We start from the raw sequence: 11,739 nt of genomic DNA on the forward strand, positions 1-11,739 counted from the left end.
TCAGCGACCGAACAGGTGCCGAAGCCAGGTCCGCCGCGGCTGTGGCTTGACCGCAGCCGGGAGTACTGCGGTCGGCGGTGTCGCGAGCGTCACGGGAACCTGGACCATCTGGTCGCCCTGCAACCAGAAGAGATCCGGCGAGCATCGGTCCGGCGCGCCCTGGTAGCTCTCGGCGACCCACCGGGCGAGCGCGTCGGCGCGCGCCTGGCCGGCGTCGGCGGGGCAGTACGCGAGCGTGCTCAATCGGGGTACGCCGATCAACAGACCTGCTCCCATCGATGCCTGTGGCAACAAGTTTTCCCGGTCCACGATCGCCATCGAGACCAGCGGGTCGTCGTCGCGGCCGAGAACGGTGAAGCCATCGTGCTGCTGCGGCGCGAGGTCGGTGATCTCGGCCAGGGACAACTGGACCGGTGACGGTACGCCGGGATCGGCGAGCCCGAGCATCGCGCGCCGGACCACGGTCAGCCGGCGCAGTTCGTCGCCCGTACGGACGAAGACGACGACCTCGAAGTGGTCCCCGAACGGGATCAACGCGTCGGCGACCGGGCCTGCCGTCCGGGCCGACCAGCCGCGCTGCACCAGCAGGGCACGCTGACGTTCGCCGACGTCGCCGTACCGGTGCTCCTCGGTGGCGAGCTCACCCTCCGCGACGACGGCCCGCAGCCAGGCCTCGATCTGCTCCGGCCAGCGCGGCTGTGGTAGCTGGAGGCAACGATTGACGATCTCGCCGACGCCGACCACCGCGGACATCTGCAGTGCACCCCGGCCCCAGCCGACCTCCACGGTCCGCTCGTCGGCGTCCACCACGCAACCCGGTAACCAGATCGGTGCGAGTTCCGAAATCATTTCCACCACGGTGGAATCGTTCGCGCCCGTCATCCCTTGACCTCACCCACCACTAGAGTGTCTCGCACGTCCGTCGGTAAGAAGTACGAAGTCCCCCGCGCAACCGCGGGCTGGTCCAGCGGAGGAAAACCTTAGTGGCAAGCCGGATCGTGCACCGCCCGGCGCGGCGTACACCTGCCCCCGGGGTGCAGCAGCAGCGAGTGATCGAGGTCGCACCGAGTCTTGGCGGTGCCGGCGGCGGTGGAGGCGGCGGCGCCATGCAGATGCTGCTGCCGATGGTCGGCAGCATCGGTTCGGTCGCGATGATGACGATGGGCCGCTCCGGTCCGATGGTCATGGTCGGTGTCGGGCTGCTCGCGCTCACCATGGTCGGTTCCATCGGCGGCATGATCGCGTCCCGGGGCAAGGGTGGCAAGGACCGCAAGCAGCAGCGCACCCGCTACCTGGACTATCTGGAGCGGATGCGGGACGACTTCTCGAAAGAGGAGCGGAAGGCCCGGGCCCAGGCGCTCGAGCTGAACCCGCCACCGGACGCTCTGCTCGACTGCGTCGTGGACGTGTCCCGGCTGTGGGAGCGGCGCCGTACCGACAGTGACTTCCTGCAACCGCGCTGCGGTAGCGGCCGGGTGCCGGTGGTCCCGGCGACGGTAGGCCAGGGCGGTTCCGCGATGGAGCCTCCGGATCAGTTCATGATGGCGGAGGCCAACGCACTGGTCCGGCGGTTCACGCTGATGCCGGACATGCCGCTGACGGTCCCGCTGGACCACGTCGGCAATGTCAGCATCGTCGGTGACCGCGAGGGCGTCGTCCGGGTGGCTCGGTCACTGCTCGTGCAGACGGCGGTGTTCCACGCACCGGAGGACGTGATCCTGGCGGCCGCGTACCCGCGGGCCGCGCTCCCGGACTGGCAGTGGCTGAGCTGGCTGCCGCATGTCCAGGACCCGGAGCGCGCGGACGGCCCGACGCCGTTCCGCCGCATCGCCGACACGCCGCAGAAGCTGTCGCAACTGCTCTCGGACGACCTGTCCGAGCGGGTTCAGTGGGCGACCGAGTCGCGCCGCGGCTCGGTGAGCTTCGAGGACCGCCGCAAGCTGACCCAGCGGATCCTGGTCCTGCACGACACGTACGGCGACGTCGCGGCGGAGGTCCGCCCGCAGGCCGACGACTCCCTCGTCCCCGGCGAGCTCGGTGTCACCGTGCTGCACCTGGTCGCCGACCGCGTCCAGGAGCCGAGCTCGGTGACGATGCGCATCACCGTGTACGGCGACGACGTCCGCATCGAGGACCTGCGCGGGCAGTACCCGATGGTCGCCAGCGGCCAGGTCGACCGCCTGGACGCGGCGGTGGCCGAGGGCGTGGCCCGCGAGCTCGCGCCGCTGCGGCTGTCGGCGGAGTCCCTGGAGGAGGACGCCCAGCTCGACGACGTCGACTTCATGGGCCTGATCGGCATCGGGGATGTCGCCGAGCTGGACTTCAGCCAGCTGTGGAAGCCTCGGTCCGATCGGCAGTTCCTGCGAGTCCCGCTGGGGGTAGACGACAACGGCGCCGTCGTCCTGGTCGACCTGAAGGAATCCGCCCAGCTCGGTATGGGCCCGCACGGCCTGTGCATCGGTGCGACCGGTTCGGGCAAGTCTGAGGTACTGCGGACCATGGTGCTGGCTCTGCTGGCCACGCACAGTCCGGAGGATCTCGCGCTGGTTCTGGTCGACTTCAAGGGTGGTGCGTCGTTCGCGCCGTTCGCCGGTGTGCCGCACGTGGCCGGCATCATCACCAACCTGCGTGACGACGCCAGTCTGATCGAGCGCGCGTACAAGAGCCTGGAAGGCGAGGTGCTGCGCCGCCAGCAGGTGCTGAAGGACGCGGGCAACATCGCCAACATCACCGACTACCGGCTGCACCGCGAGCAGAACCCGGACCTGCCGGCGCTGCCGCACCTGTTCGTGATCATCGACGAGTTCGGCGAGTTGCTGAACGAGCGGCCGGACTTCATCGATCTGTTCCTCTCGATCGGCCGGATCGGCCGGTCGATCGGTGTGCACCTGCTGCTGTCCAGCCAGCGGATCGAGTCCGGCAAGCTGCGCGGGCTCGAGACCTACCTGTCGTACCGGCTCGGCCTGCGGACGTTCTCCGAGGAAGAGAGCCGGACGGTGCTGGACACCACCGACGCGTTCCACCTGCCGCCGCTGCCGGGCTTCGGGTTCCTGAAGGTCGACACGAGCGTCTACCAGCGGTTCCGGGCGGCGTACATCTCCGGCCCGTACGTCCCGCCGGCCGACGAGGTCGTCGAGGACCCGGGCGAGTACGTCCGGCCGCACGAGCTGACGCCGTACCAGCAGTCCGAGGCGGAGCTGGAGGCCCGTAAGCCGGTCGAGGAGAAGGCGACCGAGCGGACGACCGGTCCGACGGCGCTGAACGTGTTCGTCGACCAGGTACGCCGTACCACTCAGCCGGTGCTGAAGATCTGGCTGCCACCGCTGCCGGCCGCCTGCACGCTGGACGGTCTGGCCGGCCGTGCGGACTACGTCGACGGCCGTGGGCTGCAGCTGGCGGTCCGGTCGCCGCAGATGTGCCCGCCGGTGGGCGTGGTCGACGACCCGGCCAACCAGCGCCAGGAGGTCTTCCGGCTGGACCTGACCCGGGCCGGTGGTCACGCCGCGATCGTCGGCGGCCCGCAGTCCGGCAAGACGACTGCGCTGCGGACGCTGGTGACCTCGCTGGCGCACACCCACACCCCGCAAGAGGTCGCGATCTACGCGCTCGATCTCGCCGGTGGCGGTATGCAGGCGCTGTCCGAGCTTCCGCACGTCGGCGGTGTCGCGCTGCGCACCGACCGGGAGCGGATCCGGCGGACGGTCGAAGAGATCCGCGGCATGATCGACCAGCGCGAGCGGGTGTTCCGCAACCACGCCATCGACACGATGGAGGCGCTGCGCGCGGACCACGCGGCCGGCAGCCTCCCGGAGCTGCCGACGGCGGACGTTGTCCTCGTGATCGACAACTTCGGCGCGATCCGGACGACGTTCGACGAACTGGACGAGCCGATCACCGACATCCTCCAGCGGGGCAGCAGCTACGGCGTGCACGTGGTCACAGCGATGATGCGGTGGAACGACATCCGGATGCAGAACCAGTCGATGTTCGGGACGATGCTCGAGCTCCGGCTGAACGACCCATCGGACTCCAATATCGACCGGCGCCTGCAGGACGTGCTGCGCAAGGCAGGCCCGGGCCGGATGCTGATCCCGGGCAGCAAGCTGTACGCCCAGTTCGCGCTGCCCCGGATCGACGGTGCGGCCGACGACACGAACCTGACCGACGTACTCGAGGCCCAGGCAGTGGCGGCGCGGTCCACCTGGCAGGGTCCGCGGGCACCGCAGATCCGGATCCTGCCGCTGCAGCTGCCGCGCAACCAGGTGGCCGACGAGGTCCGGCAGCCGGCCGTCGTCCCGATCGGTGTGGACGAGCGGGCGCTGGCACCGGTGTATCTCGACCTGGCCGGCCGGGACACCAACCTGGTCGTCTTCGGCGACAGCGGTTCCGGCAAGACCAACATCGTCCGGCTGGTCGTGCAGCAGCTGATCGACCAGCATACCTCGGACCAGCTCGTGTTCGCGGTGATGGACCCGCGACGCGGCCTGCGCGAGTTCGTCCCGGAGGCGTACGTCGGTGGCTACGCGCCGACGGGCCGCGTCGCCGCCGGGCTCGCCAACGGGGTGTCGGAGGAGCTGGCGAAGCGGATGCCCGACGACACCGGCGCGATCCCCGAGGCAGGGCAGGGCGGCCCGCGGATCGTCGTGCTGGCCGACGACTACGACCTGCTGACATCGGGCGGCCAGTCGCCGATGGACGCGTTCCTGCCGTACGTCGCGTCGGGCCGCGACATCAAGCTGCACTTCATCGTCACCAGGCGCGCCTCCGGTGCGTCGCGGCAGATGTACGAGCCGTTCATGTCCGCGGTGCTCGAGTCCGGAGCGGCCGGTCTGGTCCTGTCCGGCGACCGCAGCGAGGGACAGCTCTTCACCGGGGCCTACCCGGGCGACTACCCGCCCGGCCGCGGTTTGTTCGTACGACGGGGCGACGGGCCGGAGCTGGTCCAGACGGCGATGGCGGACCCGGCGCCGGCCGGCGCCCAGAGCAGCGGAGGAACGACATGACCTACGACCTGGTGGCGCTCGTGGACGGGCGCCCGTCGAGCGACGACATCCTGGCGGGCCTGCAGGCCGCGGGGGAGGAGCTCGGTGTCCGCGCGGTCAGCGACGGGGCCGTCGTCCAGCTCTGCGACGCCGACGACCTGCCGCTGGTGTCGGTCGAGCTGCCGTTGCTGATCCAGGTGCCGGGTGAGGTCGAGCGGATGCTCGGTCCCGGCGTCGGTCCGGTGCAGACGCCGGCGTGGTGGGTGGAGATCCGCGCGACGGCGACCAAGGGTGGCCGCGAAGTGGCGGAGAAGTACGCGAACTCGCTGATCGACCGGCTCGGCGGCAAGGTCTGGACGTCCGCGGGCGTCGGGGCACCCGAGACCGAAGGGACGAACTGAGATGCCGAACGACCTGACCTTCAGCCCAGGCGTCGACCTGATCACGGACAAGGTCGCCGTCGTCATGCAGGACCGCCCGGTGATCGGCATGTCGGCCTGGCTCAGCGACGCGCTGACGTCGGCCAAGGCGGCCGGGCGTGACGTCCAGCTGATCACGCCGAAGACATCCCGGCTGACCTGGCCGGTCCGCTCGACGCTGTTCGGCGGCTTAAACGCGAAGTGGGTCGTCACCGCCGACGACGGGGAGTACTTCGACGGCCTGAACGGGGTCCGGCTGAAGTGGAACGGCGAGCAGTTCCTGGCCCGGTCGACGGCCGAGCCAGGGGAGCAGACGTCGGACCTGCATCCTGACTTCGCCGTCCAGGAGGACTTGTTCGGCCAGTTGCAGTTCACCGTGCGGGTCCGGCACAAGCCGGTTGCGAGCCTGGTGCTGGGCCGCGTCGCCGAACGGCTGTTCACCGCGACCACCGGCGCCGGACCGGCCGGCTGGTCGACGTCCGAGCCGGTCACCCAGCCCTGGAGCCCGGAGGCGCTGACCGAGTACTGCCGTGGCCGGGCGCCGGATCCGACCTGGTTGATCCTCGCGGGGCAGCCCGGCGCGGAGTTCCGGCCCGCGGTCGGCACCTTGGAGGCTCGCCGGACCCAGTCCGGCCTGGACGAGACGGTGACGCTGGCGGTCGCCCAGCCCGGGATGGACTTTCCCGACGTGAACAAGGTCGGCGACTGGATCGACGAGATCGCCGACAATTTCGAGCTGATCTCGGCGATGGTGATGGGGTCGTACGGCGCCGCCGACGGGACCTACCAGCCGCGGTTCGTCGCGATGGCGAGCCCGATCGGGATCGCGGCCGGCCACGAGGCGGTCGAGGGTTCCAGCGTGGCGGAGATGGTGAAGGTCGAGGGGATCAGCAAGGCGCTGGCCATCGGCCCGGCGCACGCGCCCGCGATCTGGTACCCGATCGGGAACGGCCGGGATCCGCGCGACTGGGAGAAGTACGCGGCGCTGATGAAGAAGCTCATCCCGGCCGAGGCTCTGGCCGGCCGGAAGTGACGAACGAGTACGACGGGAGTAGACAAGGATGAGCGTGTACAGCCGGGTGACGGTGATCGGTCAGCGCCGTCGGCTGGATGCGGTGCTGCCCGCCGACGAACCGCTCGGCGTACTGCTGCCGGACCTGCTGCGGATGCTGGACGAGCCGCTGCAGCAGACACCTCAACGGCGCTTCCTCACCACCGCGGCCGGTGCGTTGGTTCCGCCGGAGGGCACGCTCGCGTCCGCGCAGATCATCGACGGCACGGTGCTGCGGCTCGCGGCCGAGGGTGAGCTGCCTCCGCCCCCGACCGTGTACGACGTCACCGAGGAAGCGGTCGAGGACCTCAAGCGCCGCGGTACGACGTTCAAGCCCGCGCACCGGCGGATCCTGGCCGGAGCCGGGCTGGTGTTCTCGATCATCGCCGGCGCGATCTCGCTGCTGGTGGCCGCGCCGAACGCGCTGACCGCGGCGATCCTGGTGGTGCTGGCCGCGATCTGTGCCTTCATCGGCATCGCCCTCGGTCGCGGCGGCAGCAAGGTGGTCGCGATCCCGCTGGTCACAGTCGCGACGGTGCTGCTGGCGCTGTCGGTGGGCTTCTGGGCGCTCGACGCGGGATGGGATCTCGGGCTCGTCATCACGCTCGGCGCACTCTGCCTTGCCTTCGGACCGTTGCTGTACGCCGCCGCGGGCGTGGCCGGTGGTGGCGCGGTCGCTTCCGCGACGTCGATCCTGTTCGTCGCGGTCTGGATGATCGGTGTCGGCACCGGACTGGCCACCGAGCGGGTCGGTGCGCTCGCAGCACTGCTCGCCGTACTGCTGCTCGGACTGCTGCCGCGGATGGCGTTGGCGCTGTCCGGACTGTCCAACCTGGACGACCGTCGCGCGTCCGGCCAGGAGATCATGCGCGGCGACGTGCAGAGTGCGCTGAACGCGGCGCACCTGGGTCTCGCGTTGGCGACCGTGCCGATCGCAGTGTCGTCGGCGGTCGCCGGGATCATGCTGCTGCGGCAGGGCGGTGCGTGGGCGGTCGCACTTGCGCTGGTGCTGGCGTTCCTGCTGGCTTCGCGGTCGCGGTTGTACCCGCTGGTCAGTGAGGTGGCCGTTCTGTTCGCGGCCGCGTTCACGATCGTGACGGGGTGCGTGCTGATCGCGGCGCTGAACGGTCAGGGCGGTGCGTTCATCGCGCTCGGGTTGCTGGTGCTGGTGGCGATGTTCTGCGCCTTCGGTCTCGGTTTCGCACCGGCGGAGCATGTCCGCGCGCGGCTCACGCAACTGCTCGACTATCTTGAGGTCGGGGCGATCATCGTGACGGTCCCCCTGGCGCTGGGTGTGTTCGGCGTCTACTCCAAACTGCTGCACGCGTTCTGACGACCGGATGGAATGACTGAATCGAACTGGCAGGGTGACATGCTGCGCCAGATGGCGGAGCAGCCACCGGCCGAAGAACAGGCCCGCACCGACAACCCGCCGGCTCCCGCGGAACCGGGTCCGGAAGCACCGCCTGCCCCGGCGCCACCGCAACAGCAGTCCCCGCCCCAGCCCTACCCCCAGGAGCCGTACGCGCCGCCGCCGTACGACCAGCAGCCGTACCCGCCACAGCAGTACTACCCGCCACAGCAGCCGTACGAGCAGTACCCACCACAGCAGTACCCACAGCAGCCGTATCCGCAGGAGCAGTACCCACCACAGCAGTACCCGCAGGAGCAGTACCCGCAACAGCCGTACCCGCCGCAGCAGTACGGCCAGGGCCAGTACCCGCAACCGGATCCGTATCAGTACGTGCCGCCGCCACCTCCTCCGCCGTACCAGGAGGCGCCGCCGCACCAGCAGTACCCGCCGCAGCCGCGGCCTCAACCTCAGCAGGACGGGTGGGGAGCGCCGCAGCCGCAGCAGGAGGGGGACGAGGGCGACTCGGTGTTCCGGCACTTCCGCCGGATCGCATCCGAGGCGGCGTACCTGATCGGCGCGTCCGGACGGATGCAGCGCGACGTCGACCACATCGCGACCATCCGCCGTCCGATCGCGATCATGCGTCGCGTCGGCGTGCTGAGTCCGGTGACCGACGGCGGTACGTCGACAGTCACCGCGTTGCTCGCCACCATGCTTGCGGCGCAACGCAGCGACCGCGTGGTCGCGGTGGACGTCGACCCGGCCGGTGCGGAGTTGTCGCGGCGGCTCGAGCTGTCGTTGGGCGCCGGTCCGATCGAGGGCGTCAGTCTGGTCCGAAGCGACGCCAGCGCCGACGCGGTCCGTACGACGCTCGCCGAGGTGCAGGGCCAAGGCGCGCGGGACGTCGGTCTGGCCGTGGTGGACTGCCCGGGGACCATGTTTGGCGAGATCGCCACCGTGATGGCGTCCTCAGGGCACTGCGCGGTTCTCGTGGTGCCGTCCGCGCAGCAGGTGGCGAACTACTGCCTGACGCAGCTCGATCAGCTGACGCCGGACGGACAGGACGTGCTGCTGAGCCGCGGCGTCGTCGTCATCACCATGGTCGAGAACGTCCACCCGGGTTCGATCAACTGGCTGGTCGGGGCCTTCCGGCAACGCGGTCTGGAGCCGATCGTGCTGCCGTACGACGTCCACATCGCGCAGGCCTGGCCGATGCATACCGAGGAGCTCCAGGCCGAGACGCGGCGCGCTGTGCTGGACCTGGCCGCCCGGGTGGTCGACACGGTCACCCGCACTGCCAGCTGATTCTCAGCAAACTTTCAAATCGCGGTTGAATCCCGTAGCGGTTGAACCGTTCGCCTCAGCTGGTCGTTTGACTCGGTATCCGCCCGTTTGGAGGGGTCGGGTAGACAGCAAAGAAGCAGAGCGTTCAATTACTTCGACCAGCAAGCTCCTGGAGGTCCAGATTCATGAGCGATGACACCATGGCACCACCCACCCCGCAGTCGACCGAGGCGACCCCTGCGCCCGAGGACGTGCGCGACCGGAGGACGGTGTTGCGCTGTGCGGCGATGGCTGCACTCGTAGGTGCCAGCGCCCCGATTCTCGCGGCCTGTGGTGGTGGCAACGACACGGCAGGAGGCGGCACCAGCAGCTCCGCGCCGACGACCGGCACCAGCTCAGCACCGACAACGGGCACCAGTTCGGCACCGACCAGCGGGACCAGCTCCGCGCCGCCGTCCAGTGCGAGCGGGGGCACAGTCCTCGGCCCGGTGTCCGACGTACCGGTCGGTGGCGGCAAGATCTTCACCGACGCGAAGGTGGTCGTGACGCAGCCGGCCGCAGGCCAGTTCAAGGGCTTCTCCGCGGTCTGCACCCACCAGGGCAACCCGGTGGGCTCGATCGAGAGCGGACAGATCGTCTGCCCGTTCCACGGCAGCCACTTCAGCATCAGCGACGGCAGCCCGACCAGTGGTCCGGCGCAGCGCCCGCTCCCGGCGGTCAACGTCGCCGTCGAGGGCAGCAACATCGTGCAGTCCGCCTGACAACAGCGAACGGCCCGGCCACTCCCAGAGAGCGGCCGGGCCTTTCACATTGGTCAGCCCTGTGCCGGGTCGGCCTTGCCGACGAACAGGAGCTTGTTCGGCGAACCGGTGCCCGGGTCGCCCACCTTGTCCGGCGTCGAGGCGCCGACCAGGGCGGTGGCGACGTCAGCCGGCGTCGCGTCCGGGTGGTCGGCCAGGTAGAGCGCGACCCCACCGGCCACGTGCGGCGTGGCCATCGACGTACCGCTCATCTTGGCGGTCGCGTCCGGGTCGGTGATGCCGACCGACGTGATGTCGACACCAGGCGCGAACAGGTCGACGCACGTGCCCCAGTTCGAGAACGTCGCCTTCTGGTCCTGGTCGTCGGTCGCGCCGACCGTGATCGCGGACGGCTCCTTGGCCGGCGAGCCGCCGCACGCGTCCGAACCCTCGTTGCCCGCGGCAACGGCGTACGTGACGCCGGAGTCGACCGACGCCTTCACCGCCGCGTCGAGCGCGTCGTCCGCGCCGCCGCCCAGGCTCATGTTCGCCACCGCGGGCTTCTTCGCGTTCTTGGTCACCCAGTCGATCCCGGCCACCACGGACTCGGTCGAACCGGAGCCGCTGCAGTCGAGCACCCGGACGCCGAACACCTTGGCGCCCTTGGCGAGACCGTACGTCGTACCGGCGATGGTGCCGGCCACGTGGCTGCCGTGACCCATGCAGTCGACGCCGTTCTGGCCGTCGCCGACGGTGTCGGTACCGACCGACGCGCGGCCGCCGAAGTCCTTGTGCTCGGCGTAGATCCCGGTGTCGATCACGTAGACGTTCACGTTGTCGGCGGTGGTGGCTGCCTCGTACTTCTTGTCCAGCGGCAGATCGCGCTGGTCGGCCCGGTCCAGGCCCCACGGCGGGTCGTCCTGGCTGACCGTGATCTTCTGGTTCTGCTGGACGTAGGCGACTCGTTCGTCGCCGGCCAGCTTCTTCGCCTGCTCCTCACTCATGCTCGCCGAGAAGCCCTTGATCGACGCGTCGTATTGGTCGCGGACCTTCACGTCGTAGCTGCTCGCCAGGCTCTGGTTGGTGGCCCGGGTCTGGGCCTGCGAGCGCTGGCCCGCGAGTACGACGATGTAGCTGCCTGGGATCGCGTCTGCGGTGCCGGCGCCGCGGATCGTCACGTCGGCCTGCTGTGCGGCATCACTGCCGGCAGCGGTGGCGACGATCGCGGTGGCGGCGAGCGCGGCGGCTGCCACGGCGCCGAGAACGGCACGTGGCCTGCGTACGGATAGGGACATGGGCGGAACTCCCTCGAGTCAGCGCAAGGCCTTGTTGCCTCACGCAAAGGACCTGCCTGTCTACCCTGAGTCACACGCTAGAGAGCCCGCTCATCCCAACCGGGGGTCAAACCGGCCTTATGGGACAACCCGCAACACGACCGCAATGTTCACTTGGTTTGCCGGGCCCGATGCCGGTCGTACTTGCGGACCGCGAACTCGTAGGCCTCGGTGAGCAGCGGCTTCAACGGGTCGAGTTCGGTGGGGGAGACGATGCAGACCCAGTACTGCGAGGCGTAGAAGGGATGCGGCATCAGCTTGTCGCGTTGGGTGTAGTCGTGGCCCGAGTCGAGCACCCAGTCGGCATCCCGCTCGGTCGGCACGGGTCCGAACAGCGAGGTGTACGTCGCTTTGGTCAGGCCGATGTTGAGTCGCCACGCGCCGGGCTCGTCCAGCCGGGAGACCTTCTCGTAGTGGTCGCCGGTGACGATCGTGGCGAAGGGTTGCTGCCGCTCCGGCGGCAGGTCCGCGGCCGGGTCGTACAGGTAGAACAGGTCGTCCTGGGCCTCGAGTACCCGCAGGCCGTCGTCCGCGCGGATCAGCCGATCCAGTTCGTCGAAGTTCATGCCTTCAAG

At 69.7% G+C, this 11,739-nt stretch carries 9 protein-coding genes; 6 read left to right on the forward strand and 3 right to left on the reverse strand.

What is annotated here, in order from left to right; all coding sequences use genetic code 11:
* Complete coding sequence (locus AB0I34_RS20070; protein WP_360446943.1) at nt 1–849, reverse strand: hypothetical protein; 849 nt, start codon at nt 847–849, stop codon at nt 1–3.
* Between the two features lie 134 nt (nt 850–983).
* On the opposite strand from AB0I34_RS20070, the gene eccCa reads away from it, so the two are divergent.
* The 6 genes from eccCa to AB0I34_RS20100 all read left to right on the forward strand — a co-directional run bounded on the left by eccCa (nt 984) and on the right by AB0I34_RS20100 (nt 9,851).
* Nucleotides 984–5,003 (forward strand): type VII secretion protein EccCa, encoded by a 4,020-nt coding sequence (gene eccCa, locus AB0I34_RS20075; protein ID WP_360446945.1) that lies wholly within the window; start codon nt 984–986, stop codon nt 5,001–5,003.
* Entirely contained in the window at nt 5,000–5,383 is a 384-nt protein-coding gene (locus AB0I34_RS20080; protein ID WP_360446947.1) for a hypothetical protein, read from the forward strand. The genes eccCa and AB0I34_RS20080 overlap by 4 nt, the downstream gene beginning before the upstream one ends.
* Nucleotide 5,384: 1 nt before the next feature.
* On the forward strand, nt 5,385–6,434 hold the full coding sequence (locus AB0I34_RS20085) for a DUF6177 family protein (RefSeq protein WP_360446949.1): 1,050 nt from the start codon (nt 5,385–5,387) through the stop codon (nt 6,432–6,434).
* Between the two features lie 28 nt (nt 6,435–6,462).
* On the forward strand, nt 6,463–7,785 hold the full coding sequence (locus AB0I34_RS20090) for an EsaB/YukD family protein (protein ID WP_360446951.1): 1,323 nt from the start codon (nt 6,463–6,465) through the stop codon (nt 7,783–7,785).
* A gap of 12 nt (nt 7,786–7,797) precedes the next feature.
* Nucleotides 7,798–9,111 (forward strand): hypothetical protein, encoded by a 1,314-nt coding sequence (locus AB0I34_RS20095; RefSeq protein ID WP_360446953.1) that lies wholly within the window; start codon nt 7,798–7,800, stop codon nt 9,109–9,111.
* Between the two features lie 164 nt (nt 9,112–9,275).
* Nucleotides 9,276–9,851, forward strand: a complete 576-nt coding sequence (locus AB0I34_RS20100; RefSeq protein ID WP_360446955.1) for a Rieske (2Fe-2S) protein — start codon at nt 9,276–9,278, stop codon at nt 9,849–9,851.
* Nucleotides 9,852–9,904: 53 nt separating this feature from the next.
* On the opposite strand, the gene AB0I34_RS20105 is transcribed toward AB0I34_RS20100, so the two are convergent.
* Together AB0I34_RS20105 and AB0I34_RS20110 are read right to left on the reverse strand one after the other, a co-directional pair.
* Nucleotides 9,905–11,125, reverse strand: a complete 1,221-nt coding sequence (locus AB0I34_RS20105) for a S8 family peptidase (protein ID WP_360446957.1) — start codon at nt 11,123–11,125, stop codon at nt 9,905–9,907.
* A gap of 149 nt (nt 11,126–11,274) precedes the next feature.
* Nucleotides 11,275–11,730: a DUF6194 family protein gene (locus AB0I34_RS20110; protein ID WP_360446959.1), complete on the reverse strand. Its 456-nt coding sequence runs from the start codon at nt 11,728–11,730 to the stop codon at nt 11,275–11,277.
* Between the last annotated feature and the right edge of the window lie 9 nt (nt 11,731–11,739).

Source organism: Kribbella sp. NPDC050281 (assembly GCF_040655855.1).
Classification (GTDB): domain Bacteria; phylum Actinomycetota; class Actinomycetes; order Propionibacteriales; family Kribbellaceae; genus Kribbella.

Excerpts from the sequence above, each read along its gene's own strand:
- AB0I34_RS20095 (WP_360446953.1), top strand. The coding sequence starts at position 7,798 with ATGACTGAATCGAACTGGCAGGGTGACATGCTGCGCCAGATGGCGGAG.
- AB0I34_RS20085 (WP_360446949.1), top strand. The coding sequence starts at position 5,385 with ATGCCGAACGACCTGACCTTCAGCCCAGGCGTCGACCTGATCACGGAC.
- AB0I34_RS20100 (WP_360446955.1), top strand. The coding sequence starts at position 9,276 with ATGAGCGATGACACCATGGCACCACCCACCCCGCAGTCGACCGAGGCG.
- AB0I34_RS20090 (WP_360446951.1), top strand. The coding sequence starts at position 6,463 with ATGAGCGTGTACAGCCGGGTGACGGTGATCGGTCAGCGCCGTCGGCTG.
- AB0I34_RS20070 (WP_360446943.1), bottom strand. The coding sequence starts at position 849 with ATGATTTCGGAACTCGCACCGATCTGGTTACCGGGTTGCGTGGTGGAC.
- AB0I34_RS20080 (WP_360446947.1), top strand. The coding sequence starts at position 5,000 with ATGACCTACGACCTGGTGGCGCTCGTGGACGGGCGCCCGTCGAGCGAC.
- AB0I34_RS20105 (WP_360446957.1), bottom strand. The coding sequence starts at position 11,125 with ATGTCCCTATCCGTACGCAGGCCACGTGCCGTTCTCGGCGCCGTGGCA.
- AB0I34_RS20110 (WP_360446959.1), bottom strand. The coding sequence starts at position 11,730 with ATGAACTTCGACGAACTGGATCGGCTGATCCGCGCGGACGACGGCCTG.